This is a genomic window from Fluviirhizobium alvei (genome assembly GCF_030551875.1).
GTDB lineage: Bacteria > Pseudomonadota > Alphaproteobacteria > Rhizobiales > Rhizobiaceae > Rhizobium_E > Rhizobium_E alvei.
This window is the reverse complement of sequence record NZ_JAUOZU010000006.1, coordinates 265,518-288,921: the sequence shown is the minus strand read 5'-3', so window position 1 is coordinate 288,921 and position 23,404 is coordinate 265,518. Positions and strand designations below refer to the sequence as shown.

Here is a 23,404-nt window from a genome sequence, read left to right as displayed (position 1 = left end):
TCCTCAGGCTGCCGGCAGCTTGTAATCCTTCATCTGCTGGCGCAGTTCGGTCTTCAGGATCTTGCCCGTCGCCGTATGCGGGATCTGGTCGACGAAGACCACATCGTCCGGCATCCACCATTTGGCGATCTTGCCATCCATGTAGTTCAGAAGATCGGCCTTGGTCGGATTGCGATCGGGTTTGGCGACCACCACCAGAAGCGGCCGCTCGTCCCACTTCGGATGCGCCACCCCGATCACGGCAGCCTCGGCGACATCCGGATGGCCAACGGCCAGGTTTTCGAGTTCGATCGAGGAGATCCACTCGCCACCGGACTTGATCACATCCTTGGAACGGTCGGTGATCTGCATGTAACCGAACGCATCGATATGGGCGACATCGCCGGTATCGAACCAGAGTTCCTCATCGAACTGTTCGGCTCCCCTGCCCTTGTAATAGCCCTTGGCGACCGCCGGCCCACGAACCTTGAGGCGACCGAAGGTCTTGCCGTCGCGCGGCAGTTCCCGGTTCTCGTCGTCGGTGATCTTCATCTCGACGGTGAAGAACGGCTGGCCCTGCTTGGACTGCACATCGAGCCGCTCCTCGTAGGAATGGTTGGCATGGTCCGGGTTGAGAACGCAGACGGTGCCGATCGGCGACATTTCCGTCATGCCCCAGCCGTGGCGGACCTTGACTCCATATTTGTTCTGGAAGGCCTCGATGACCGCCCGCGGGCAGGCAGAACCGCCGATGAAGACGCGATCGAGATCCGGCAGGCTGCCATTTTCGCGCTCGAGGAACTGCAGGAGCATCAGCCAGACCGTCGGAACCGCCGCCGTGACGGTGACACCTTCGGAGACCAGAAGCTCGTAGATGGATTTTCCATCCATGCCCGGTCCCGGCAGCACCATCTTGGCGCCCGACATCGGCGCTGCCAGCGCCGTTCCCCAGCCGTTGGCATGGAAGAAGGGAACGACCGGCATCATGGCGTCGGACGACGACATGCCGATCACATCCGGAAAGATCGATGCCATGGCATGGAGCACGTTGGAGCGATGCGAATAGAGAACGCCCTTCGGATCGCCTGTTGTGCCCGACGTGTAGCACATGCCGGCGGCAGAATTCTCGTCGATTGCTTTCCAGGTGAAATTGCCGTCGGCCTCGGCCAGCCAATCCTCATAGCAGACGACATTCGAAAGTGCTGTGGCCGGCATATGGTCGCGATCCGTCAGAACCACGATCTTTTCCAGCGATGGCACGGAGGCCGCAATCTTTTCGATCAGCGGCATGAAGGTGAGATCGACGAACAGCATCCGGTCTTCGGCATCGTTCATGATCCAGACGATCTGCTGCGGAAAGAGCCGCGGATTGAGCGTGTGATAGACGGCGCCAATACCGGTGATGCCATACCAGGCTTCGAGATGCCGCCAGGTATTCCAGGCCATGGTCGCGATGCGGTCGCCCTCGCGCATACCATCGCGTTCAAGCCGCTGGGCGAACTGACGGGAGCGGTTTCGAATCGCAATGTAATTGGTCCGATGGATCGGGCCTTCCACCGACCGTGACACGACCTCGCGATTGCCGTGATAGGTCGCGGCGTGGTCGATCACCTTGTGGCACAGAAGCGGCCAATCCTGCATTAAGCCAAGCATGTTTTCCTCCCAGTCATGCATTCCTCGTTCAAGAGATTAGCCAATGGCAGGGTTAGCGCAAGAGTAGAATCCATGTCCCGGAAATCGGAGACGCTTGACATGGACTTGACATGGAGAAGCGCCGATCGCATGGAATTTCCATGAAAGCATCCGAAGCAGATATTCTCATAATACCCGGCTGGGGCGGATCAGGCCCGCATCACTGGCAATCGCGCTGGCAATCGAAACTGTCGACGGCGCGCCGCGTCGAGCAGGCAGACTGGGACAATCCCGATCGCGATCTCTGGGTCGAAACGATCGAGCGTGCTGTGGCCACAGCCAGCCGACCCGTCGTTCTCGTCGCCCATTCGCTCGGCGTTGCGGCGGCGCGGCATGCGATCGCCCGCGACAAGGGCAAGATCATCGGCGCGCTCCTGGTCGCCCCGCCCGACTTCGACCATAGCGATCTGGCGGCTCCGCATCTGGCGGCGTTCGGCCCCTACCCGCGTGACCCTCTGCCCTTCCCGGCAATTCTCGTCGCAAGCCAGAACGATCATTACGGCAGTTACGATCATGCCGGCGATCTGGCCAATGCCTGGGGTGCGCTGCTGCTCAATGCCGGTGAGGCCGGTCACATCAATGCTGAGTCCGGCCATGGTCCCTGGCCGGAAGGCACCATGGTGTTCGCGCAATATCTTTCCAGGCTCAAGGCGTGAAAAAGCCGCCCTTGCGGGGCGGCTTCAGAACGTGATCTGACGATCGGCTGTTCAGCCAGCGTCGATCTGCGCCATGGCGACCGGCAGAAGCTCAGCGAGCTTGGCTTCGACATCGGCAGCGCTCACGCCCTTGCCGGCAGCCTCGAGATCGCCTGCCACCTTGCGGATGACATCGGCATCGCCAGCTTCTTCGAAATCGGATGCGACGACTTCCTTGGCGTAAGCCTCGGCATCTGCCTTGCCCATCAGCTCGGCAGCCCAGAGGCCCAGAAGCTTGTTGCGGCGTGCGATGACGCGGAACTTGGTGTCCTGGTCATGCGCATACTTGTTTTCAAACGCTTTTTCGCGATCGGAGAAAGAAGACATGGTGAGATCTCCCGTGAATCTGAAGAATGGAGCCGTTGTTGCCCCCCATAAACCAAAAGCCGACGCAAAGTGCAATCGCCCATTCGACGGATGACGACTTTATGTCACGCCGGCCGAAATGAGGGGAAGGAATGCTTGAATGATTGTGAAATGCAAGCTTTTGGGCTAAGGACCGCAGGAAATGACATCCGCGGCCTTTCCCGTCTGGTTGAGTCGGCCGCCAACAAAAGAGAAAAACATGAACAATCGACGCCGCCGGATTTATGAAGGAAAGGGCAAGATCCTTTACGAAGGTCCGGAACCGGGCACGCTCGTGCAGTTTTTCAAGGACGATGCGACGACGAACAACAAGACCAAACATGCGGTGATCGATGGCAAGGGCGTCATCAACAACCGCATCTCCGAGTTCATCTTCACCCATCTGAACCGGATTGGCATTCCGACCCATTTCATCCGCCGCCTCAACATGCGCGAGCAGCTGATCCGCGAAGTCGAGATGATTCCGCTCGAGATCGTGGTGCGCAACGTCGCTGCCGGCGACATGGCGACCCGGCTCGGCATCGAGGAAGGCCTCGTGCTGCCGCGCTCGATCATCGAATTCTATTTCAAGTCGGATGCGCTCGACGACCCGATGGTGTCGGAAGAACATATCACCGCGTTCGGCTGGGCGAGCCCGCAGGAACTCGATGACGTGATGGCGCTCGCCATCCGCATCAACGATTTCCTGACCGGTCTCTTCCTCGGCGTCGGCATCCAGCTCGTCGATTTCAAGATCGAATGCGGCCGCCTCTATGAAGGCGACATGATGCGCATCATTCTCGCCGACGAGATTTCGCCGGACAGCTGCCGGCTCTGGGATATCGAGACGCGCGAAAAGCTCGACAAGGATCGTTTCCGCCAGGATCTCGGCGGTCTGCTCGATGCCTATCAGGAGGTCGCGCGCCGTCTCGGCATCATCAGCGAGAACGAACCCATCCGCGGCACCGGACCGGTGCTCGTCAAATCGTAATGGCCTAAGGCCGCAGGGACAGTAAGAGTTCAGAGGTAGTCATGATCAAGGCGCGTGTTGTTGTAACGCTGAAGAATGGCGTGCTGGATCCGCAGGGAAAGGCCATCGAGGGCGCGCTCGGTTCGCTCGGTTTTTCCGGCGTCGGCGGTGTTCGCCAAGGCAAGGTGTTCGATCTGGTGATCGAACATGACGACAAGGCCAAGGCCGAAGCCGATCTTAAGGATATGTGCGAGAAGCTTCTCGCCAACACGGTGATCGAGAATTATACTATCGCTCTCTCATGAGAGTGGAGAACCTTGATGGCGGATGCTTCTCAAGATCTGTTGAATGAGCTACTTCGCAAGCTCCACCAACGTTTCGACAAGGTGGATCATGCTATCGGAGAGTTGCGCGCCGACAACCTTTTGATCCGCAACCAGATGCATTCGCTGCAAGGTGACGTCAACAATCTTCGTGGTACGCTTGCACACATCGAAAATCGCCTAGACCGGATCGAAAACCGGCTTGAGCTCAGGGAATTGTCCGAACGCGGGCAGTCGCCATTCAATCCACCGATCTAACTTGCAGTGACAACCTTTCTTTGTCGCCGACAATGGCGTATGGCTCGCCGAAACAGTGCCACCGCGCTTTCTAACCCCTCTCCCGGAGATCGAAACATGAAATCCGCCGTCGTCCAGCTTCCCGGTCTCAATCGTGACCGAGACATGATCGCAGCCCTCACCAAGATTTCCGGTCAGGCTCCGGTGACGATCTGGCAGACCGAAACAGAGATTCCCGATGTCGATCTCATCGTCATTCCGGGCGGCTTCTCCTACGGCGATTATCTGCGTTGCGGCGCCATTGCCGCCCGCATGCCTGTGCTGCAGGCCATCCGCGAAAAGGCGGAAAAGGGCGTGCGCGTCATGGGCGTCTGCAATGGCTTCCAGATCCTCGTCGAAGCCGGCATGCTGCCGGGCGCGCTGATGCGCAACACCTCGCTCAAGTTCGTCTGCCGCGAGATCAAGCTCGAGGTCGTCAACAATCAGACGAGCTTCACCGCCGCTTATGACAAGGGCCAGATCATCCGCTGCCCGGTTGCCCATCATGACGGCAACTATTTTGCCGATGCCGAGACGCTGAAGCAGATCGAAGCCAATGGCCAGGTCGTGTTCCGCTATGCCCAAGGCACCAATCCCAACGGCTCGCTCAACGATATTGCCGGCGTCATCAACGAGAAGGGCAATGTGCTCGGCATGATGCCGCATCCGGAAAACCTCATCGAGGCAGCCCATGGCGGTTCCGACGGTCGCGGGATCTTTGCTTCCGCGCTCGACCTGATCGCCGCCTGATTTTGACCTTGCCGATGCGGAGAGACGCCATGCGCCCTGCCCTTCACCTCGTTGCGGTTGCGGCTCTTTGCGCGCTCGCGGCCTCCTGCTCCACCAGTTCCAAACCGACCGCCGCGCTCGAGATGCGGGCGCTGCCGGTGATGGAACGCGTTGCACTCGGTGCAAACCGCTGCTGGTTCAAGAGCAAGGACCCGATGTTCGCCGCCTACCGGCTGGCGCCGGAACTCAATTCCTTCTCCGGCACCCCGCGGATCCTGATCGTCAAGAAACACTCGCCCGAGGCGCTACCGCTCCTCGTCGTCCAGGCATCGGGCACACCGGCCAAGATGAGCGCCTTCGGCCCCCTCATGGCCGATGCCGGCGTCCATGCGCGCGTCAACAAGGATGTGATGCATTGGGCCAAGGGCGGCCAGGGCTGCTGAGGCACAGATGATCACCATCCTGCACAATCCGCGTTGCTCGACCAGCCGCACCGTGCTCGCGATGATCCGCGACAGCGGTACCGAACCGACCATTGTCGATTACCAGAAATCACCGCTGGATCGCCGCGCCCTCGTCAGCCTTCTGATTGCGCTCGAACTGTCACCGCGTGATATCATCCGCACGAAGGAGCCGCTCTACAAGGAACTGGGGCTGGCGGACGAAACGCTGACGGACCAGCAGCTCCTCGATGCCCTGCTCGACCATCCGATCCTGATCGAACGTCCGATCGTCCTGTCACCGAAAGGTGCGCGTCTCTGCCGCCCGAAGGAACGGGTGCTGGAAATTCTGTAAGCGGCTATCTCTCGCTCAGAGCACAAGGTCGCTGCGGTCGAGATCGGCAAGACTGGCACCGGCGATCGTCAGCTCGTTTCCATTGGCCAGATCGACAACCACGTCATCCTCTTCCTGCTCTGCCCGGCTGAGGACGATGCGCCAGCTCGGCAACCCAAAGCCGGAAAGATCGATCCTGTCGGTTCCGTCCTCGAAATCCTCGATCCGATCCCGACCGAAATTCCTGCCAAACAGGAACAGATCGGCGCCGTCCCCACCCCAGAGCCGGTCATTGCCACCGCCGCCCGACAGGCTGTCGTCACCATCGTTGCCATAAAGATCGTTGGCGATCCGGTTACCGATCAGCCGGTCGTCGCCTGCACCACCTGCGGCATTTTCGATCCATGTCGTCCTGTAGATCCCGATATTGTTGCGGTAGGCGCCGACATCGGACCAGTGGCCAGGCCGAAGATCAAGCCTCTGGTCTGCCGAGTAGCCAGAACAATCCAGCATATCGGTACCGCCGCTGTCATAAAGCGTCAGCGCCGGCGCCACGTTATCTTCCGGCGTCCCCGATCGGGTGAAATCGTAAAGGGCCGCAGACGCGCCATCGAGGCCGGATGTGTTGAAGCCATAGGACGTATCGCCCGTACGGGTCCGTTCGGCTCCATATTTCTCGGCGATGGCATAGATATCCGCCATCTGGGGCGTCAGAACGTCAAGCGTTGTCGAGCCATGGAAGTTTGCCTGACTGCGATAGGACATGATCGAAAACTGCAGCGTATCGTTTCGGTAATGGGCGCCGCCAACACTGCCGTTATAATCGCCGCCATGGCCGAGACCGAGCGCATGGCCGATCTCATGGACGAAAATTTCCGTCAGAACGCTGTTGAGCACCGCCGCATGGGTCGGATCGACATTGATGGTTGCCTCGGTGATGTCTCCAGCCGAAGTCACGTCGACACTCGCAAAGCTGCCGCCGATCATGGTCGAGAAATCGATCATCGCCTCGGCATCCGTCTCCGTTGCCTCCGTGAAGGTCAGGGCCGAAACATCATCCCAGGTCGCAAAGGCGATGCGCGCGATCGCCTTGTGCGCCTCCGACAGTCCTTCCAGCGAATAGGAGATTTCGGTCGTCTCCACAGGCCAGCTGCGCGCGCCCCAGGTCGGTTTTTGGTCCTGCCAGTAGCCGACGATCAGATAATCGGCGATCTCTGCCAGTGAGAATACTGGCAGGAGACGGTTTGCCGGATGCGAATTGCCAGGCGCTGCCATTCGGAACTCGTTGACGCAATCTTTTGATTCTTGACCTTTATAATCATGTTAATTCCTCACCTGACACCAAACAAGCCCGGCAGGTGCCAAAATGGCCGAAACGTCGCCGGTTTCGGATTTCGAAAAGTAATACGATAATATTCTTGATGACGATTAGGTTTCCTATTCAGTAGTTAACTTACTATTTTTTTGATAAACATCAATATTTATAGAATATTTATTGCCATCCCATCATTTCAACATGGACGAAAATATAGTTAACGAACTATGAATAAGATGGTCTCCGATAGATTCGCGGCAAGGGAACGAACTCGGAAGACCGGGGCACATTGTTGGCAGGGGGGGCTTATAAATGCACGTTTTCAGCAATTTTGTCAGGGTTTCAGCAGTTCTCGTCGCTCTATCGGGCTGCGAAATTGCTTTCGCTGACGAACCGTGGATCGACGAAATCCGCTTCGGAGCAAGCGGAAGTATTCAGTCTGACCACCTATATGAATCTGGTATCTTTACTTCAACAACGGTTTTTACTGATCCATTTGGCAACAATGATGCTCAAGGCGCATTGGAAAACATACTCCATCCGCGCCTGCATACTGGCGTCATCTATTCGCTCGATGGCAATGCCAACCAACTCTACGCTGGTTTCGACTGGCAGGCGCATATCGGTAGCCGCTTCTTTCTCAACGCCGGAATCGGTGGCAGCTTCCATAGTGGCGACCTGAAGCCCGACGGAACCGATGGCCCCAAGCTGGGAACACGGCTCCTCTTTCATGAATTCCTGGCGGCGGGTGTCGACATCAACAAACACTGGCGCGTTCTGGGCACTGTCGAGCATTCGTCCAATGCCAACATCGTCAATGCCAATGACGGATTGTCCTACGCAGGCATATCGATCGGATACAAGTTCTGACCGCCAACCATAGTCCGCGGTACCGAGCATAGAAGCCATATGCTTTGATCGGTTGCGCCGGCGGGCGCGCCAAACGGCATCCTCTCCGCTGGCAGAGCCAAGTTCCGGCCTGCCGAACATGATATGTCGTCACATGTTCGGCAGGCTCGTCAGACGATGGGAACCGAATGCGGGTTCCATCTGTTAAATCCCGCATTTTCCGGTCGCATCATCGCCCCCCATCGGCTATAGGCAGGCAAACGCCGTCTCCTAACGATTTCGAGAGCCCGATGACCGTTTCCAACGACCGCCCGATCACCCAAGAGCTGATTGCCAGCCATGGCCTCAAGCCAGACGAATACGAGCGCATCCTGAGCCTCATCGGCCGCGAACCGACCTTCACCGAGCTCGGCATCTTCTCGGCCATGTGGAACGAGCACTGCTCCTACAAATCCTCGAAGAAGTGGCTGAAGACATTGCCGACCAAGGGTCCGCGCGTCATCCAGGGTCCGGGCGAGAATGCTGGCGTCGTCGATATCGATGATGGCGATTGCGTCGTCTTCAAGATGGAAAGCCACAATCACCCCTCCTATATCGAGCCCTACCAGGGGGCAGCGACTGGCGTTGGCGGTATTCTGCGCGATGTCTTCACCATGGGCGCCCGACCGGTCGCCGCCATGAACGCGCTGCGGTTCGGTTCGCCGGATCATCCCAAGACCCGTCATCTCGTTTCGGGCGTCGTCGCCGGCGTCGGCGGCTATGGCAACTCCTTCGGCGTGCCGACAGTCGGCGGCGAAGTGGAGTTCGATGCCCGCTATAACGGCAACATTCTCGTCAATGCCTTTGCTGCCGGCCTTGCCAAGTCCAATGCGATCTTCCTCTCGGAAGCCAAGGGCGTCGGCCTGCCGGTCGTCTATCTTGGCGCCAAGACCGGCCGCGACGGTGTCGGCGGCGCAACGATGGCCTCGGCTGAATTCGATGAATCGATCGAGGAGAAGCGCCCGACCGTTCAGGTTGGCGACCCCTTCACCGAAAAGTGCCTGCTCGAGGCCTGCCTCGAACTGATGCAGACCGGCGCCGTCATCGCCATCCAGGACATGGGTGCGGCCGGCCTCACCTGCTCGGCTGTCGAAATGGGCGCAAAGGGCGACCTCGGCATCGAACTCGATCTCGACAGCGTGCCGGTGCGCGAAGAGCGCATGACCGCCTATGAGATGATGCTGTCGGAAAGCCAGGAGCGTATGCTCATGGTGCTGGAGCCTTCGAAGGAAGATGTCGCCAAGGCCATCTTCGTCAAGTGGGGACTGGATTTCGCCATCGTCGGCAAGACCACCGACGACCTGCGCTTCCGCGTCAAGCACCAGGGAACCGAAGTCGCCAACCTGCCGATCAAGGATCTCGGCGATCAGGCACCGGAATATGACCGTCCCTGGACGCCGCGCGTGGTGCCGGCTCCCATCGCTGCCAACGATATTCCGCAAGCCGATATTGCCGACGCACTCGTCAAGCTGGTCGGATCGGCCAACAATTCCTCGCGCCGCTGGGTGTGGGAACAGTATGATACGCTGATCCAGGGCAACTCGCTGCAGCTGCCGGGCGGCGATGCCGGCGTGATCCGCGTCGAGGGCCATGCCACCAAGGCGCTCGCCTTCTCTTCCGATGTGACGCCGCGCTATGTCGAGGCCGATCCTTACGAAGGTGGCAAGCAGGCCGTCGCCGAATGCTGGCGCAACCTGACGGCAACCGGAGCGCTGCCGCTCGCCGCCACCGACAACCTGAACTTCGGCAATCCGGAAAAGCCGGAAATCATGAGCCAGCTCGTCCATGCCATCAAGGGCATCGGCGAAGCCTGCCAGGTGCTGGAATTCCCGATCGTCTCGGGCAACGTCTCGCTCTATAACGAAACCAATGGCCAGGCCATCATGCCGACCCCGACGATCGGCGGCGTCGGCCTGATCAGCGACTGGCAGGACATGGCCCGCATCCGCTTTGCCGGCGAGAACGAATGCATTCTCCTGGTCGGCGCACCGGCATCCTGGGGCACCCATCTCGGCCAGTCGGTCTATATGCGCGACATCCACGGCCGCACCGATGGACCGCCGCCGCATGTCGATCTGATGCATGAGCGCAAGGTCGGCGATTTTGTACGCGACCTGATCCGCAACGAACTGGCGACCGCCGTCCACGATTGTTCGAGTGGCGGGCTGGCGCTTGCCGTTGCCGAAATGGCGATGGCTTCGGGCATCGGCGCAAGCGTCAACGCCCTCAACGATCACGATCCGATCCCGGTGTTCTTCGGCGAGGATCAGGGTCGCTATGTGGTGACAATCGAGCGCGACGATCTCGATGAAGTGCAGGAGTTGGCCGAACAGCGCGGCATCTTCGCCCCCTGGATCGGTACCACCGGCGGAGCGAGCGTCAAACTCGGCAATGCCCGGGCCGTCGCAATTCATGAATTGCAAAAGGCGCATGAATCGTGGTTCCCTGCTTTCATGGCTGGCACATTGCCGGCTTCGGAATAAGGAGACTCACTATGCCCATGAACCCCGGCGATATCGCAGATCTCATCAAGGAAGGAATTCCGGGCGCCCAGGTGGTGATCCGGGATCTGGCCGGAGACGGTGATCACTATGCCGCCGAAGTCGTGGCAGAGGCTTTCCGCGGCAAGTCGCGCGTGCAGCAGCATCAGATGGTCTATGGCGCGCTCAAGGGCCGCATGGGTGGTGAGTTGCACGCCCTGGCGCTGCAGACGTCAGCGCCCGACTGAAGATTGCGGGCGCACGGCATTGCGCCCGGCAGCCATTTTGCGTAATCGAATAATTTTCCCGCTTGAAACGTAGACTAAGCGAGTATTTTCCGGATATTTTATAGATACTCCGGTCAAAAATCGTTTACGGGAGAATTTAATGGCATGGAATGTACCGATATCGCAAACCACCGCTGGGACGACGGTTAATCTTGGCGGCCTCGATTCTGTTTTCGTCACCACCGATGTCGTCCTGATGTCCACTGACAGCAATGTCATCCGGGGAACGGGATCTGGCCACAGCGCCGTAATCTACGGGACTGTCATTGGAACCTCGGTGGGCGAGTTTGCGGTTCATCTCGGAGATTCACCCGGTAGCGATCATGGACACAGTGTTCATGTCAAGTCCTCCGGGCATGTGCAGTCTCTGGGACCTGGCGCCGCCGTTGCGATCTATGGATATGAGTCCGAAATCATCAATGAAGGAATCATTTCATCGATTGACGGCGCAGGCGTGGTGTTGCGCGGCAGCCAGGCGGACACGAGATCCGTCCTCATCAATTCCGGTGTGATTGAGGGCTATGCAGGCGTGACCAGGTTCGGAACGGATCCGGTCGCCGAGACAATCGTGTTGCGTAACAGCGGCACGATCAGCGGTGAACTCGCCTCCTATACGTTCTATTCGACGGAAGGCGGCGCGGCGCGCGATATCCTCACAAACAACGGCAAGATGATCGGCAGAATCGATCTCGGCAAGGGGGATGATCGCTATCTCGGCCGCAACGGAACGGTCGACGGCAACGTCAACGGTGGTGGTGGCAGCGACCTGCTCATTGGCGGTCGTGAAAAAAACCGTCTGAACGGGGATGCCGGCGCAGACACGATCCGGGGCGGTCGCGGAGCTGACATCCTGACGGGCGGTGCCGATGACGATGTTTTCCAGTTTAACTTGATTTCCGAAAGCGGGCGCGGCGCCTCCAAACGCGATGTCATCGGCGACTTTGCGCATGCAGAAGGCGATGTCATCGATCTTCACGCAATCGACGCCAACACTGGCGCCGACGGCGACCAAAAGTTCCGCTTCATTGGCTCCAAGGCCTTTTCCCAGGACGCGGGTGAGATCCGCTATCAGGTCAAATCCGGCGAAACGCTGATCTATGGCGATGTCGATGGCAACGGCACGGCCGACTTCGAGATTGAGGTGACTGGCTCGACGGCATTTCTCACAAGCGATTTCATTTTGTAGAGACATCGAAGCTGCATTGACGAAGTGAGACGTCCATGGCAGCAATGGTTAGCCGGTTGCGCCGGTTTTGCGGCAGGATTTCGATTGGTACGAACCCGATGGCGACCCCGCATCCCAAGCGCCGATCGGCCTCAGGAATTGACCATGAAATGACAGGACGTGGCGCGAAATGACAGGCTTAGTGGACAGTCTCATCACGGGCGTCGTCAAAAGCGCGATGAACGAGATTCTCAAGAAGACGATCGGCGGCAAGACGCGCACGACCAAGCGCACCAAGCGCAAGGCCAGCAGCACAAGTACGACCTCGAAGAAGAGGACCACCCGCACCAAATCGTCGGGCAGTGCCGGCAGCGGCTCTGCCGCAACGGCGCGGAAAACTACCACGCCGGCCAAGAAGCAGGTCAGCCGGCGGCGCACAAGTGCGGCCCGCAGCAAGCAGCGCAGCCGCTGACGTTTTGTTTTTCACCACAAGATTTTGAACGATGCTTATGAACCGAACCCTTCTTTTTGCCTGTCTTCTTCTCGCGCCCCTGCCCGTGCGGGCTGCAGATGTAGAGTGTCATACCGGAGAGATTTTCTCGGTTGCTGTCGAGACCTATGATGACGAAGCTGGCGCGCGTTTTGCCGTGTCGGCGACAAGCCGCGAACCCAAGGACAAGACGTGTCGGTTTGATCCGTCTCAGGCCGAATTCATCATCGGCGAAAAAGGCGATCCGCTCTGGTTCGGCGCGCTCAAGGATCGGTTCCTGGTACTGACACGCTCGACAGGACCGCAAGGCGACCTCGTCGTCCATGATCTCGCAGCGAGGAAGAAGGTGCTCGATGTGCCCGCCGACGAGTTCGAGATCGATGGTCAATCGCTGATCTTCTGGCAACGGGGCGAAGCGGCATCGGCTGACAACTGCCCGACCTTTACCCAGAATGAAGCCAACGGCATGGGTTCGGTGCTGGCAACCGGCATGGTGCTGGATCTTGCGAGCGGCAAAATCGCAGAAACCGGTGAGACACGCTGTCAGGCAACGCAGTGATTGTCAGCGACCGATCACGGACAAGATTTTGAACGATGCTTATGAACCGAACCCTTCTTTTTGCCTGTCTTCTTCTCGCGCCCCTGCCCGTGCGGGCTGCAGATGTAGAGTGTCATACCGGAGAGATTTTCTCGGTTGCTGTCGAGACCTATGATGACGAAGCTGGCGCGCGTTTTGCCGTGTCGGCGACAAGCCGCGAACCCAAGGACAAGACGTGTCGGTTTGATCCGTCTCAGGCCGAATTCATCATCGGCGAAAAAGGCGATCCGCTCTGGTTCGGCGCGCTCAAGGATCGGTTCCTGGTACTGACACGCTCGACAGGACCGCAAGGCGACCTCGTCGTCCATGATCTCGCAGCGAGGAAGAAGGTGCTCGATGTGCCCGCCGACGAGTTCGAGATCGATGGTCAATCGCTGATCTTCTGGCAACGGGGCGAAGCGGCATCGGCTGACAACTGCCCGACCTTTACCCAGAATGAAGCCAACGGCATGGGTTCGGTGCTGGCAACCGGCATGGTGCTGGATCTTGCGAGCGGCAAAATCGCAGAAACCGGTGAGACACGCTGTCAGGCAACGCAGTGATTGTCAGCGACCGATCACGGAAATGACACTGGCAATCGGCGCAACGGATTGCTATCTTGACGATTGAAAGAAGTGCGGCCTTGAACCGCATGCGAAAGGATATGGCCATGAGTGCAATCGAACAATTCATCGAAAATGAAGTGAAGTCCAACGATGTCGTGCTGTTCATGAAGGGCACGCCGGATTTTCCGCAGTGTGGTTTCTCGGGCCGCGTGGTCCAGATCCTCGAATATGTGGGAGTGGACTACAAGGGCCATAACGTGCTGGCCGATGCCGACCTGCGCCAGGGCATCAAGGACTATTCCAGCTGGCCGACCATTCCGCAGCTCTATATCAAGGGTGAGTTCGTTGGCGGCTGCGATATCGTCACCGAGATGTTCCAGTCTGGCGAGCTTCAGCAGGTATTGACTGAACAGGGAATTCCCTTCACCGGACGCGCTGCCTAAGCGATTGCATTCTTTTTTTGATGCATGGCGGGCCGGTTTACCGGCCCGTTCCGTTTCATATCGATTTCATTGCATTTCCCCCGCCTTTTCAGGAACAAACTCATGTCAGACCCAAACCAACCGGGCTCCGCGGCGCGCGCGAACCTGGGAATGTCGGAGTTCATCGCTCTTTGCGCTGCCTTCACGGCGATTGCGGCGATGTCGATCGACATCATGCTGCCGGCCCTGCCCGCCATCGGCAAGAGTTTCGGCGTTCTCGATCCCAATCGGGCTCAGCTCGTCGTTGTCGGTTTCTCGATCGGATTTGCCGTCGCGCAACTGTTTTTCGGCCCGCTGAGTGACCGTTTCGGCCGCAAGCCGATCCTGTCGCTCGGACTTGGTCTTTATATCGCTGGTACGGTCGGATCGCTTCTGGTCAGGGAATTCACGCTCTTTCTCGCCATGCGCCTGCTACAGGGTATCGGTGCCGCGGCCCTGCGCGTCGTGATCATGGCTGTTGTGCGTGATTGCTTTGCCGGTCCGGGCATGGCCCGGGTGCTCACCTTCGTCTTCACCACCTTCATGCTGGTGCCGATCATTGCGCCATCCGTCGGTCAGGCCATCGAATTGGTCGCCGGCTGGCGCGGCATCTTCGTGCTCCTCGGCCTGACTTCGGCATTGATGGCGCTCTGGATGGGGTTGCGGCTCAGGGAAACGCTGGCGGAAAGCGACCGGCGTCCGCTGTCGCTCTCGCATCTGGCCGGTGCGTTCGTGGAAATCTGCACCAACCGGGTCGCCGCAGGCTACACGCTCGCCTCCATGCTGACGACGATCGGTCTGTTTTCCTATATCGTTTCGGTCCAGCAGGTCTATGGCGAGCTCTATGGGCTCGGCACATGGTTTCCGGTCGCCTTCGGCGCTTCTGCACTCGGGATCGCGGCGACGGCTCTCTATTCGGCGCGCCTGTCGCGGAAAACCGGCATGCGGACCGTCACACATATTGCCCTCGTCGTCTTTGCTGCTGCCGGCCTGCTGTTGAGCCTGACCGCGCTTTTTGCGCAGCCGCCCTTCGTGCTGACCTTTGCCTGCCTCAGCCTTTGCATGATGGCGTTCGGCGTTCTGCAGGGCAATATCGGCGCGATCGCCATGGAACCGCTCGGCCATCTGGCCGGCATCGCCTCGTCGCTGTTCGGTGTCGTGACGACGACGGTGGGCGTGATCGCCGGTGGACTGGTCGGTCAGTCCTATAACGGAACCGTTCTTCCGCTCGCGCTTGCCTTCGGCCTTTCCGGACTGGGGGCCGTGCTGATCGTGCTCTGGACGGAAAAGGGGCGCCTGTTTGTCCATTGACGATCGGCGTTCATCTCTTTCGAAAGGCATTGTCATGAATTCCCCTTCCAGCACAGCATCGCGCGTCTCGCGGCCGGAACTCATCGCGCTCATCGCGGCTCTGATGGCGCTAAACGCGCTTGCGATCGACGTGATGCTACCGGCTCTGCCGAAGATGGGCGAAGCGCTCAAGGTCGCGCATGTCAACGACAACCAGCTGGTGCTGACGACCTATCTCATCGGCTTCGGGGTGGCGCAGCTGTTCTTCGGCCCGATTTCCGACCGTTTCGGACGTCGCCGGCCGCTGATCGTCGGTATTGTCATCTATATTGCCGCCGCTGCCCTGGCCGCTGTCGCACCGACCTTTGAATCGCTGCTCGTGCTGCGTTTCATCCAGGGATTGGGGGCCGCTGCCACCCGCGTCATCGCGCAATCAGCCGTCCGCGACCGTTTCGAGGGCCGTGGCATGGCGGAAGTGATGTCGCTCGTCTTCATGGTCTTCATGGTCATTCCGATCATTGCACCATCGATCGGCCAGCTGCTGTTGTTCTCCGGCCATTGGCAGATGATCTTCCTGTTCATGGCAGGGCTGGCGCTCATCATCGGGCTCTGGGCCTGGTTCCGACTGGATGAATCGCTCGCGGTCGCCGACCGGAGGGCCTTGCGGATCGGCACGATCGCCGAGGGTTTCTGGATGGTGCTTTCGAACCGCAGCGCCTTTTTCTATGGCCTGTCGGGCATGTTCGTCATGGGCGGATTGATGGGCTTCATCAACACCTCGCCGCAGATCTATCTCAACATCTACGGGCTCGGCAGCTGGTTTCCGCTCGCCTTTGCCTTCGTGGCGGCCACCATGTCGCTGTCGTCCTTTCTGAATTCCCGCATCGTACGGGCGATCGGCATGCGCCGCGTCGCCCATTCGGCGCTGGTCGCCTTCATTCTGCTCAGCGGTCTCTTTCTTGTACTGGCGCTGAATGGCGCCCTGCCCTTCTGGCTCTTCATGGCGGTCTTTACCACCATCATGTTCACCTTCGGACATCTGGGTTCCAACAGCCAGGCACTGTCGATGGAACCGCTCGGGGCGGTGGCCGGCACAGCCTCTTCGGTCTTCGGCTTCCTGCAGACCGTGGGCGGTGCGGCAATCGGCGCGACGATCGGTTATATCTACGATGGCACGCTTGTTCCGGTAGCGGCCGGCTTCTTCGCACTCAGCCTTATTGGTCTTGCCTGCATGCTGATTGCCGAACGCGGCAAGCTGTTCGGCGTTTCGTCGCAGTATCGGTAACTCTGAAAAGGATGGCAACGCTTCGAGGCGTTGACGATGCTCGCCAGAGTCATCTCCCAACTTCTCTTACGAGGGCGGAAAATGCCGCCCCCGAGATTGCCGGAGCATAGGTCGAGAATGGGCATAGAAAAAGAAAGAATCCGGTACGGCTCAGATGTCTGACGATGTCGAGGGCGGCGTAGCGACGAAGAGACCGGCAAAATCAAACAGCTTCGGATCGAGCATGTGCGACGGGTTGATGTGCCCGAGCGCCCGCAGCATCACATCCTTACGACCCGGCATCTTCGCCTCGATATCGCTCAGCATCGCCTTCATCGCATTGCGTTGCAATCCATCCTGCGAACCACAGAGATCACAGGGGATGATGGGGAACTGCATGGCCTGCGCGAAGCGGGCGAGATCGTCCTCAGCCGCATAGGCAAGCGGCCGCAGAAGCATCAGGTCGCCCTCGTCGTTCAAAAGCTTGGGCGGCATGGCGGCCAGACGTCCGCCATGAAAGAGGTTCATGAAGAAGGTTTCGAGAATATCCTCGCGGTGATGACCGAGGACGACGGCGTCACAGCCCTCCTCGCGGGCGATCCGGTAGAGATTGCCACGGCGCAGGCGCGAACAGAGTGAACAGTAAGTGGCTCCGCTGGGCACCTTCTCCTTCACGACCGAGTAGGTGTCGCGATATTCGATCCGATGGCGGATCCCGAGCGAGGCGAGATAGTCCGGCAGAATATGTTTCGGGAAATTGGGCTGGCCCTGATCGAGATTGGCAGCCACCAGTTCCACCGGCAGCAAACCGCGCCATTTCAGTTCCAGAAGGATGGCGAGAAGGCCGTAACTGTCCTTGCCGCCGGACAGACAGACGAGCCAACGGCTCTGACCGTTGAGCATGCCATAGTCGTCGATGGCCTGGCGCACCTGTCGCAAAAGGCGCTTGCGCAACTTGTTGAAGTTGGCCGAGGATGGCGCATGCCGAAAGAGCGCCTGCATCGTCGCATCACCGGCAAACGACAGGCCGTCCTCATCATCCTGATGATCGGGATTGGTGGTCAACATGCGCCCTGCCTCAGATGGAACGGTTTCCGACAGGCAATAGACGAATGGAAGCGGGCGTCAAGCACTGTTGCAGATGGTGTACCATCGCTCTCCTCATTCAGTCCTGGTTGCCATGCCTTGGCCAGAGCATGCGCTTCAGCACATCATCCCGGTGATGGAAATGGTGTCGAAGTGCCGCCAGCGCATGAATGCCGGCGAGGAAAAGCGCTGAATAGGCGAGAAGGCCATGGACGCTGCCCCAGATCTGCTGCGAATGAAGCGAGATTGTGAGCGGCAGCCTTGGAATGGTGAAGAGACCGAAGAACCAGCTGGCAATCGGCAGCGGCGAGGTGGAGACCACGGCCCAGCCGGTCAGGGGAATGGCGAACAGCGCCAGATAGAGCAGAGCGTGGCTTGCTTTCGCCAGTTGCCGCTCGCTCTCTTTCATTGTCGCGGGAAGCGCCGGCCGGCGATTGGCAAGCGACCATAGCAATCGCAGCATCACCAGACCGAGGATCAGGAAACCGAAGCTCTTGTGGCGCTGGTAAAGGGCGAATTTCTCGAGCGGATTGACAATACCCATCATCGTCAGCCCAATCCAGAACTGGATGAGAAACAGGATGGCCATGACCCAGTGAAAGGCAATGGCGACAAATCCGTAGGAGGCAGCCGAGTTCCGCAGCATGAGAATTCCGTTCGTTTCGCTGACAGAAGACAACAAAAAAGCCGCCCTGACGAGCGGCTTTTCCGAAACGCGGCGCTGAAAGGATCAGCGCGAATAGAATTCGATGACCAGATGCGGTTCCATGATGACCGGATACGGAACATCCGACAGGTTCGGCACGCGGGCGAACACAGCCTTCATCTTGGAATGATCGGCTTCGATATAGTCCGGAACGTCACGCTCGGCGAGCGATACCGATTCCAGAACGATCGCGAGCTGCTTGGAACGTTCGCGAACTTCGATCACGTCGCCAGCCTTGCAGCGGTAGGAGCCGATGTTGACGCGGACGCCGTTGACCGTCACGTGGCCGTGATTGACGAACTGGCGAGCAGCGAAGATGGTCGGTACGAACTTGGCGCGATAGACGATGGCGTCGAGACGCGATTCCAGAAGACCGATCAGGTTTTCCGGGGTATCGCCCTTGCGGCGCGATGCTTCTTCGTAGGTGGCGCGGAACTGCTTTTCAGAGATATCGCCGTAGTAGCCCTTGAGCTTCTGCTTGGCACGCAGCTGGACGCCGAAGTCCGAGAGCTTGCCCTTGCGGCGCTGGCCGTGCTGGCCCGGGCCATATTCGCGGCGGTTCACCGGGGACTTCGGACGGCCCCAGATGTTCTCGCCCATGCGGCGGTCGATTTTGTACTTAGACGATGCGCGCTTGCTCATCGCATTTCCTTTCTTTTTTGTGCCGGCGACCCGGCTGTTTGTTCAAGGAAACACGCCCTCCTGAGAAGATCCTTGCGTCACTTCTGACAGGCCCTTCCATTCGCGAACGGAACGACCACGGGACATGCTTGATTTTCTGCAGCGTCTGCAACAGAAAACAAACACCGGGCTTTTGGCCCGGAGTTGAGCGCCTTCTAGGGACTCAAAATGGAAAAGTCAACGCCCTGCCCTTGAATTGCAGACAAATGCTCCCCATTTCCGGCAGGCAACAGGGATCCGGGCCCCTCTGGCGTGGTAATCCGGACAGCACGTGATGTCGGAACCCTCAAGCCAACCGCGTCCGGTATCAGGTTGACTTATGGACCTCCTCCTTTTTGACTTCCTTGGCAAGCCCCTCTGGATGTGGGCTGTCTTCATAACTCTCGTGCTCGGGCTTCTCATTCTTGACCTGGGCGTTCTCCACAAGGGCTCTCGCGAGATCGGCATTCGCGAGAGCCTTCTGATGTCTGCCTTCTATATCAGCATCGGCCTCGCCTTCGGCGGCTGGATCTGGTACCAGTCCGGCGAGCAATCCGCATTGGAATATCTGACCGGCTTCGTGGTCGAAAAATCGTTGGCGATGGACAATATCTTCATCATCGCGATGATCTTCTCCTATTTCGCCATTCCGCGTGAATACCAGCATCGCGTGCTGCTCTGGGGTATCCTGGGCGTCATCGTGCTGCGCGGCATCATGATTGCGGCGGGCGCTGCAGTGGTGGAAAACTTCCACTGGGTTCTCTATCTCTTTGCCGCCTTCCTGGTCATCACCGGTATCAAGATGCTGTTTTCGGCCGATCATGACGAAAACGACATCGGCAACAATCCGGTGCTGAAGTTCCTGCGCAAGCATCTGCCGGTTGCCGACAAGCTGCATGGCGAGCATTTCTTCGTCCGCGAGACGGACCCGAAATCGGGGAAGCTGAAGACCCTGATCACGCCGCTCTTTCTGGCGCTGATCATGGTGGAACTGGCCGATCTCGTCTTTGCCGTCGATTCGATCCCGGCGATCTTTGCGATCACCACCGATCCCTACATCGTCTACACCTCGAACATCTTCGCCATCCTCGGCCTGCGCGCGCTCTATTTCGCTCTCGCGGCGATGATCCATCGCTTCGTCTATCTGAAATATGCGCTGGCAGCGGTTCTGGTGTTCGTCGGATCGAAGATCTTCGTCGCCGACATGTTCGGCCTCGCCAAGATCCCGCCGGCGGTCTCGCTCAGCGTCACGGTCGGCATTCTGGCCGTCGGTATCATCGGCTCGCTGTGGGCGACGCAGAAGGAAGAAAAGAAGCTCACCCAGAGCTGACCGTCATTCGGCCGCCGGCTTTGCCACTGGCTCCTCGGCGTCGGGATTTCCCGGCGCCGTTTCCGTTTCAAGATCCGGAAAAGCCGCGATCCTGTAACCACGCCGATCCTGATGCAGCACGATCAGACCCTGCTCCTCGAAATAGGAGAGGAAACGGCGCGCCCTTCGCGCCGAATGGGTTCCGTAGGCTCTGGCAATCGCAGCATCCGAAGGACAGGGTGCGCCATTGATGGCGGCGACGGCGAGCATGAGAAACACCGCCTTCAGATCATCCGTAACGGCATGACTCAACGTCAAGGTCTTCTGCCAGGCATCGGTGGCCTGCATCGCTTCATCCGCGCCAGAGCGGACCACCGCCAGCCGATGCCGGAAATCTGCGAGTGAAAAGGCCGTGCCGGTAACCCGGCGGATGCGGCATCGCACGAGAAAATCTTGATAAAGTTCCGCATCGGTCCGGAAGGAGGCATCGGGGCCGCTCAAAACATCGGCAAGGGCCGCATCGATCTGTTCCTGACGCTCCTCGGCACTCATCTCGGCCCGACGCGGCCGGCTTTCCGCGATTTCCTGTGGTGCCCCCTCCTCACGCGGTCGCGACAGTTCCGCGAGGATATCGGTGGAGGGGCGCGGCGCCGGCGCGATGTAACGCGTCACCGGACGGGCGAATTCGGCGGGATCGGGCGTGAGGATGAGATCGGCAGCATCGATATTGGCTTCCGGCAACGGCATGAGCTTCGGGCTCGAGGAACGGGCCGACGTCTCGACCGTCCCGATCTCCACCTTCAGCGGGCGGCGGGACATGGCCGGGCCAAGCGCAACGAAATTTCCGCGCGGCAGGTCGCGGAACATCTCCGCCTGGCGACGGTCAAGCCCGAGAAGATCGGCGGCGCGCGCCATGTCGATATCGAGAAAGGTGCGGCCCATGAGGAAGTTCGACGCTTCGGCGGCCACATTCTTGGCGAGTTTGGCGAGACGCTGGGTGGCGATGACGCCGGCAAGACCGCGTTTACGGCCACGGCACATGAGATTGGTCATGGCACCGAGCGACAGGCGACGGACCTCGTCGGCAACCTCACCGCTCGCGGCCGGCGCAAAGAGCTGCGCCTCATCGACCACCACCAGGACCGGGTACCAGAAGTCGCGATCGGCATCGAAGAGGCCATTGAGGAACAGGCCGGCAATTCGCATCTGGTCTTCGGCATCGAGCCCTTCGAGGGAAAGGACACAGGAAACGCGATGCTGGCGCACGCGCGCGGCAATGCCGAGCAATTCGGCCTCGGTCCGGTCGCCTTCGACAACGACATGGCCATAGCGATCCGACAACGTGACGAAATCGCCTTCGGGATCGATGATCACCTGCTGCACCCAGCCTGCGGATTGTTCGAGCAAACGCCTGAGAAGATGCGATTTACCCGAACCCGAATTGCCCTGCACCAGAAGGCGCGTTGCCAGCAACTCTTCCAGATCGAGCATTGCGCGGCCGCCGCCCGCGCCCTGCCCCATATCGATGCCTGCCGTCATGCCTGCCTCAAAACTTCTCGCAAACCGTCCCTTCGGGTCGAAACTCAATCAGGATTTGGAGCGTGGTATGCGGGAAAATCGTTCGGTTTTAGAAGCAGATCCGAAGATGGATCGATCATCCATCGAGGAGTTGCGACGCCAAACCGGGCGATTTTCACCATATCTCTTCGGGACGCGGCGGATTTTTGTTCTGAAGGCGTCGAAAACCCTTTGTGGAGTTGCGCTCCACGGCAGGCTTTTCTCCTGTTCAGAATCAAAATCCGTCTCGCGCCACGCCCGAAACCTGATTGAGTCTCGACCCTAGCAAGGATTCGCGCATGCGCCTGCGAGAAATTCACCCTACCCACAGCAATGTCGCGCGGCAGCTCGCCGCACGTTTTCAATCCTTCTAATGTGAAGGAATATGGTTTTTCCTTTCCTGCCTTTAATCGTCAATTAAGCATGGTTCTTCATAGTCCGATCGTCAGGGCCGCAAGCCGAAGCCGTGTATGGGCAGAGGTGGTCTTGATAAGGCAGCGTATTTCCACGGGTATCGAGTTCGAAATTTGCCATGTTGAGTATAGTAACCAACGCGGGGGCGATCTCTGCGGTCGATAGCTTGCGCTCTATTGGGTCTGTGCGTGATGCGCAGCATAGCCAGCTGGTGACCGGACTGAGAGTCGCCTCCGCGCAGGATAATTCCGCCTATTGGTCCATTTCCAAGACCATGGGCTCCGATAATAAGGCTTTCGCAGCCGTCGCCGATTCGCTTTCGTTCGGCGCAGCAACCGTCGATGTCGCCTATACGGGCATGACGGCCGTGATGGATGTGGTGGAGGAGATCAAGAAGAAGCTGATCTCGGCGCAGGAAAGTGGTATCCACTGGAACAAGATCAATCTTGAATTGAAGGAATTGCGCCAGGAGATCTATACGATCATCGACGGCTCGAGCTTCAACGGCGTCAACTGGCTGACGCGCCGCAGCGCCGCCGATGACAAGGATCATGAACTCGTCGGTTCCTTCGTTCGCGACCGCGCCGGAAATGTGTCCGTGAAGACGCTTGTCTACCAGATGGACAATGCCAAAGGCACCAATCACATCATCGATGAGGATTCCCAGGTCGGCATTCTCACCAATGCGCAATATGCGACCGATCTCGGCACCTCCAAGGACTGGGTGCTGATCAACGGGCGAAACCAGACGGCGCATACCGAGTTCAACCTGTCAGCGACGACGACCGACCAGGAAGTCAACGAGATGATCTACGTGACGGATGCCATGCTCCTGAGCATGACCGATGCCGCCACACAGCTCGGCGCCATCCATTCCCGTATCGGCATGCAGGAGGAATTCGTCGCCGATCTCCAGGATTCGCAGGATCGCGGGATCGGCAAATTGATCGATGCCGATCTGGAATCCGCATCCGCCCGGCTTCGGGCGATCGAAGCACAGGCGAAGCTGGCCACGACGGTCATTTCGATCGCCAACAACTCCCCTCTCGATCTGCTCGAGTTGCTGAGATGAAATCGAACGGGTGATCATGTTTTGATCGTCTTGT

Annotated in this window: 26 protein-coding genes; 19 read left to right on the top strand and 7 right to left on the bottom strand. The window is 59.0% G+C overall.

The genetic code is table 11. The features are described 5' to 3' along the window. Positions 1–3: 3 nt before the first annotated feature. Positions 4–1,632 (bottom strand): long-chain-fatty-acid--CoA ligase, encoded by a 1,629-nt coding sequence (locus Q4481_RS07800; RefSeq protein WP_304375767.1) that lies wholly within the window; start codon positions 1,630–1,632, stop codon positions 4–6. A 140-nt stretch (positions 1,633–1,772) separates the two neighbouring features. Here Q4481_RS07800 and Q4481_RS07795 point away from each other — a divergent pair, with 140 nt between their 5' ends. Beyond that, positions 1,773–2,327 carry an RBBP9/YdeN family alpha/beta hydrolase gene (locus Q4481_RS07795; protein WP_304375766.1) on the top strand — a complete coding sequence of 185 codons (555 nt, stop codon included), beginning with the start codon at positions 1,773–1,775 and terminating at the stop codon, positions 2,325–2,327. A gap of 51 nt (positions 2,328–2,378) precedes the next feature. Here Q4481_RS07795 and Q4481_RS07790 read toward each other — a convergent pair whose 3' ends face one another. Beyond that, a complete protein-coding gene (locus Q4481_RS07790; protein WP_304375765.1) occupies positions 2,379–2,693 on the bottom strand; it encodes a DUF1476 domain-containing protein in 315 nt (104 codons plus the stop codon). A gap of 238 nt (positions 2,694–2,931) precedes the next feature. Here Q4481_RS07790 and purC point away from each other — a divergent pair, with 238 nt between their 5' ends. From purC to arsC, 6 genes are all read left to right on the top strand, one after another. Next, positions 2,932–3,702 (top strand): phosphoribosylaminoimidazolesuccinocarboxamide synthase, encoded by a 771-nt coding sequence (purC, locus tag Q4481_RS07785; RefSeq protein ID WP_304375764.1) that lies wholly within the window; start codon positions 2,932–2,934, stop codon positions 3,700–3,702. A gap of 41 nt (positions 3,703–3,743) precedes the next feature. Beyond that, complete coding sequence (purS, locus tag Q4481_RS07780) at positions 3,744–3,986, top strand: phosphoribosylformylglycinamidine synthase subunit PurS (RefSeq protein WP_304375763.1); 243 nt, start codon at positions 3,744–3,746, stop codon at positions 3,984–3,986. A gap of 15 nt (positions 3,987–4,001) precedes the next feature. Then, the gene (locus tag Q4481_RS07775; RefSeq protein WP_304375762.1) at positions 4,002–4,262 is read left to right on the top strand and encodes a hypothetical protein; all 261 of its coding nucleotides are present in this window, start codon (positions 4,002–4,004) and stop codon (positions 4,260–4,262) included. Between the two features lie 96 nt (positions 4,263–4,358). After that, positions 4,359–5,030 (top strand): phosphoribosylformylglycinamidine synthase subunit PurQ, encoded by a 672-nt coding sequence (gene purQ / locus Q4481_RS07770; protein ID WP_304375761.1) that lies wholly within the window; start codon positions 4,359–4,361, stop codon positions 5,028–5,030. 29 nt (positions 5,031–5,059) lie between these two features. Beyond that, positions 5,060–5,452: a hypothetical protein gene (locus Q4481_RS07765; protein WP_304375760.1), complete on the top strand. Its 393-nt coding sequence runs from the start codon at positions 5,060–5,062 to the stop codon at positions 5,450–5,452. Positions 5,453–5,459: 7 nt separating this feature from the next. Then, positions 5,460–5,804 carry an arsenate reductase (glutaredoxin) gene (gene arsC, locus Q4481_RS07760; protein ID WP_304375759.1) on the top strand — a complete coding sequence of 115 codons (345 nt, stop codon included), beginning with the start codon at positions 5,460–5,462 and terminating at the stop codon, positions 5,802–5,804. Positions 5,805–5,819: 15 nt separating this feature from the next. Here the strand turns inward: arsC and Q4481_RS07755 are convergent, their stop codons facing one another. After that, positions 5,820–7,058 (bottom strand): M10 family metallopeptidase C-terminal domain-containing protein, encoded by a 1,239-nt coding sequence (locus Q4481_RS07755; RefSeq protein ID WP_304375758.1) that lies wholly within the window; start codon positions 7,056–7,058, stop codon positions 5,820–5,822. A gap of 352 nt (positions 7,059–7,410) precedes the next feature. Between Q4481_RS07755 and Q4481_RS07750 the strand changes: the two genes are divergently transcribed. The 10 genes from Q4481_RS07750 (at position 7,411) to Q4481_RS07705 (ending at position 16,587) form a co-directional block, all read left to right on the top strand. Then, positions 7,411–7,968 (top strand): acyloxyacyl hydrolase, encoded by a 558-nt coding sequence (locus Q4481_RS07750; protein WP_304375757.1) that lies wholly within the window; start codon positions 7,411–7,413, stop codon positions 7,966–7,968. Positions 7,969–8,237: 269 nt separating this feature from the next. Continuing rightward, complete coding sequence (purL, locus tag Q4481_RS07745; protein ID WP_304375756.1) at positions 8,238–10,469, top strand: phosphoribosylformylglycinamidine synthase subunit PurL; 2,232 nt, start codon at positions 8,238–8,240, stop codon at positions 10,467–10,469. 11 nt (positions 10,470–10,480) lie between these two features. Then, on the top strand, positions 10,481–10,714 hold the full coding sequence (locus Q4481_RS07740; protein WP_304375755.1) for a BolA family protein: 234 nt from the start codon (positions 10,481–10,483) through the stop codon (positions 10,712–10,714). A 139-nt stretch (positions 10,715–10,853) separates the two neighbouring features. Further along, the gene (locus tag Q4481_RS07735) at positions 10,854–11,939 is read left to right on the top strand and encodes a M10 family metallopeptidase C-terminal domain-containing protein (protein ID WP_304375754.1); all 1,086 of its coding nucleotides are present in this window, start codon (positions 10,854–10,856) and stop codon (positions 11,937–11,939) included. 169 nt (positions 11,940–12,108) lie between these two features. Beyond that, a complete protein-coding gene (locus Q4481_RS07730; protein ID WP_304375753.1) occupies positions 12,109–12,390 on the top strand; it encodes a hypothetical protein in 282 nt (93 codons plus the stop codon). Between the two features lie 37 nt (positions 12,391–12,427). Then, entirely contained in the window at positions 12,428–12,967 is a 540-nt protein-coding gene (locus Q4481_RS07725; protein ID WP_304375752.1) for a hypothetical protein, read from the top strand. A 41-nt stretch (positions 12,968–13,008) separates the two neighbouring features. After that, complete coding sequence (locus Q4481_RS07720; RefSeq protein ID WP_304375752.1) at positions 13,009–13,548, top strand: hypothetical protein; 540 nt, start codon at positions 13,009–13,011, stop codon at positions 13,546–13,548. Positions 13,549–13,655: 107 nt separating this feature from the next. After that, on the top strand, positions 13,656–13,994 hold the full coding sequence (grxD, locus tag Q4481_RS07715) for a Grx4 family monothiol glutaredoxin (RefSeq protein ID WP_304375751.1): 339 nt from the start codon (positions 13,656–13,658) through the stop codon (positions 13,992–13,994). A gap of 150 nt (positions 13,995–14,144) precedes the next feature. Continuing rightward, positions 14,145–15,323 (top strand): multidrug effflux MFS transporter, encoded by a 1,179-nt coding sequence (locus Q4481_RS07710; protein ID WP_304375750.1) that lies wholly within the window; start codon positions 14,145–14,147, stop codon positions 15,321–15,323. 34 nt (positions 15,324–15,357) lie between these two features. Continuing rightward, on the top strand, positions 15,358–16,587 hold the full coding sequence (locus Q4481_RS07705) for a multidrug effflux MFS transporter (protein WP_304375749.1): 1,230 nt from the start codon (positions 15,358–15,360) through the stop codon (positions 16,585–16,587). A 150-nt stretch (positions 16,588–16,737) separates the two neighbouring features. Here Q4481_RS07705 and ttcA read toward each other — a convergent pair whose 3' ends face one another. The 3 genes from ttcA to rpsD form a co-directional block, all read right to left on the bottom strand. Next, the gene (ttcA, locus tag Q4481_RS07700; protein WP_304376075.1) at positions 16,738–17,568 is read right to left on the bottom strand and encodes a tRNA 2-thiocytidine(32) synthetase TtcA; all 831 of its coding nucleotides are present in this window, start codon (positions 17,566–17,568) and stop codon (positions 16,738–16,740) included. A 163-nt stretch (positions 17,569–17,731) separates the two neighbouring features. Beyond that, positions 17,732–18,298 (bottom strand): cytochrome b, encoded by a 567-nt coding sequence (locus tag Q4481_RS07695; protein WP_304375748.1) that lies wholly within the window; start codon positions 18,296–18,298, stop codon positions 17,732–17,734. Between the two features lie 84 nt (positions 18,299–18,382). Next, entirely contained in the window at positions 18,383–19,000 is a 618-nt protein-coding gene (rpsD, locus tag Q4481_RS07690) for a 30S ribosomal protein S4 (protein ID WP_304375747.1), read from the bottom strand. Positions 19,001–19,358: 358 nt separating this feature from the next. On the opposite strand from rpsD, the gene Q4481_RS07685 reads away from it, so the two are divergent. Then, positions 19,359–20,348, top strand: a complete 990-nt coding sequence (locus tag Q4481_RS07685; protein ID WP_304375746.1) for a TerC family protein — start codon at positions 19,359–19,361, stop codon at positions 20,346–20,348. Positions 20,349–20,351: 3 nt separating this feature from the next. Here the strand turns inward: Q4481_RS07685 and Q4481_RS07680 are convergent, their stop codons facing one another. Continuing rightward, positions 20,352–21,866, bottom strand: coding sequence for a helicase HerA domain-containing protein (locus tag Q4481_RS07680; RefSeq protein ID WP_304375745.1), 1,515 nt, complete (start codon positions 21,864–21,866; stop codon positions 20,352–20,354). Between the two features lie 550 nt (positions 21,867–22,416). Here Q4481_RS07680 and Q4481_RS07675 point away from each other — a divergent pair. Next, positions 22,417–23,370, top strand: coding sequence for a flagellin N-terminal helical domain-containing protein (locus Q4481_RS07675; protein ID WP_304375744.1), 954 nt, complete (start codon positions 22,417–22,419; stop codon positions 23,368–23,370). Positions 23,371–23,404: the final 34 nt, after the last annotated feature.

Bases quoted from the DNA above. Each gene is read 5' to 3' on its own strand.
- Q4481_RS07800 (WP_304375767.1), bottom strand. From the start codon at position 1,632: ATGCTTGGCTTAATGCAGGATTGGCCGCTTCTGTGCCACAAGGTGATC.
- Q4481_RS07795 (WP_304375766.1), top strand. From the start codon at position 1,773: ATGAAAGCATCCGAAGCAGATATTCTCATAATACCCGGCTGGGGCGGA.
- Q4481_RS07790 (WP_304375765.1), bottom strand. From the start codon at position 2,693: ATGTCTTCTTTCTCCGATCGCGAAAAAGCGTTTGAAAACAAGTATGCG.
- purC (WP_304375764.1), top strand. From the start codon at position 2,932: ATGAACAATCGACGCCGCCGGATTTATGAAGGAAAGGGCAAGATCCTT.
- purS (WP_304375763.1), top strand. From the start codon at position 3,744: ATGATCAAGGCGCGTGTTGTTGTAACGCTGAAGAATGGCGTGCTGGAT.
- Q4481_RS07775 (WP_304375762.1), top strand. From the start codon at position 4,002: ATGGCGGATGCTTCTCAAGATCTGTTGAATGAGCTACTTCGCAAGCTC.
- purQ (WP_304375761.1), top strand. From the start codon at position 4,359: ATGAAATCCGCCGTCGTCCAGCTTCCCGGTCTCAATCGTGACCGAGAC.
- Q4481_RS07765 (WP_304375760.1), top strand. From the start codon at position 5,060: ATGCGCCCTGCCCTTCACCTCGTTGCGGTTGCGGCTCTTTGCGCGCTC.
- arsC (WP_304375759.1), top strand. From the start codon at position 5,460: ATGATCACCATCCTGCACAATCCGCGTTGCTCGACCAGCCGCACCGTG.
- Q4481_RS07755 (WP_304375758.1), bottom strand. From the start codon at position 7,058: ATGGCAGCGCCTGGCAATTCGCATCCGGCAAACCGTCTCCTGCCAGTA.
- Q4481_RS07750 (WP_304375757.1), top strand. From the start codon at position 7,411: ATGCACGTTTTCAGCAATTTTGTCAGGGTTTCAGCAGTTCTCGTCGCT.
- purL (WP_304375756.1), top strand. From the start codon at position 8,238: ATGACCGTTTCCAACGACCGCCCGATCACCCAAGAGCTGATTGCCAGC.
- Q4481_RS07740 (WP_304375755.1), top strand. From the start codon at position 10,481: ATGCCCATGAACCCCGGCGATATCGCAGATCTCATCAAGGAAGGAATT.
- Q4481_RS07735 (WP_304375754.1), top strand. From the start codon at position 10,854: ATGGCATGGAATGTACCGATATCGCAAACCACCGCTGGGACGACGGTT.
- Q4481_RS07730 (WP_304375753.1), top strand. From the start codon at position 12,109: ATGACAGGCTTAGTGGACAGTCTCATCACGGGCGTCGTCAAAAGCGCG.
- Q4481_RS07725 (WP_304375752.1), top strand. From the start codon at position 12,428: ATGAACCGAACCCTTCTTTTTGCCTGTCTTCTTCTCGCGCCCCTGCCC.
- Q4481_RS07720 (WP_304375752.1), top strand. From the start codon at position 13,009: ATGAACCGAACCCTTCTTTTTGCCTGTCTTCTTCTCGCGCCCCTGCCC.
- grxD (WP_304375751.1), top strand. From the start codon at position 13,656: ATGAGTGCAATCGAACAATTCATCGAAAATGAAGTGAAGTCCAACGAT.
- Q4481_RS07710 (WP_304375750.1), top strand. From the start codon at position 14,145: ATGTCGGAGTTCATCGCTCTTTGCGCTGCCTTCACGGCGATTGCGGCG.
- Q4481_RS07705 (WP_304375749.1), top strand. From the start codon at position 15,358: ATGAATTCCCCTTCCAGCACAGCATCGCGCGTCTCGCGGCCGGAACTC.
- ttcA (WP_304376075.1), bottom strand. From the start codon at position 17,568: ATGCAGGCGCTCTTTCGGCATGCGCCATCCTCGGCCAACTTCAACAAG.
- Q4481_RS07695 (WP_304375748.1), bottom strand. From the start codon at position 18,298: ATGCTGCGGAACTCGGCTGCCTCCTACGGATTTGTCGCCATTGCCTTT.
- rpsD (WP_304375747.1), bottom strand. From the start codon at position 19,000: ATGAGCAAGCGCGCATCGTCTAAGTACAAAATCGACCGCCGCATGGGC.
- Q4481_RS07685 (WP_304375746.1), top strand. From the start codon at position 19,359: ATGGACCTCCTCCTTTTTGACTTCCTTGGCAAGCCCCTCTGGATGTGG.
- Q4481_RS07680 (WP_304375745.1), bottom strand. From the start codon at position 21,866: ATGACGGCAGGCATCGATATGGGGCAGGGCGCGGGCGGCGGCCGCGCA.
- Q4481_RS07675 (WP_304375744.1), top strand. From the start codon at position 22,417: ATGTTGAGTATAGTAACCAACGCGGGGGCGATCTCTGCGGTCGATAGC.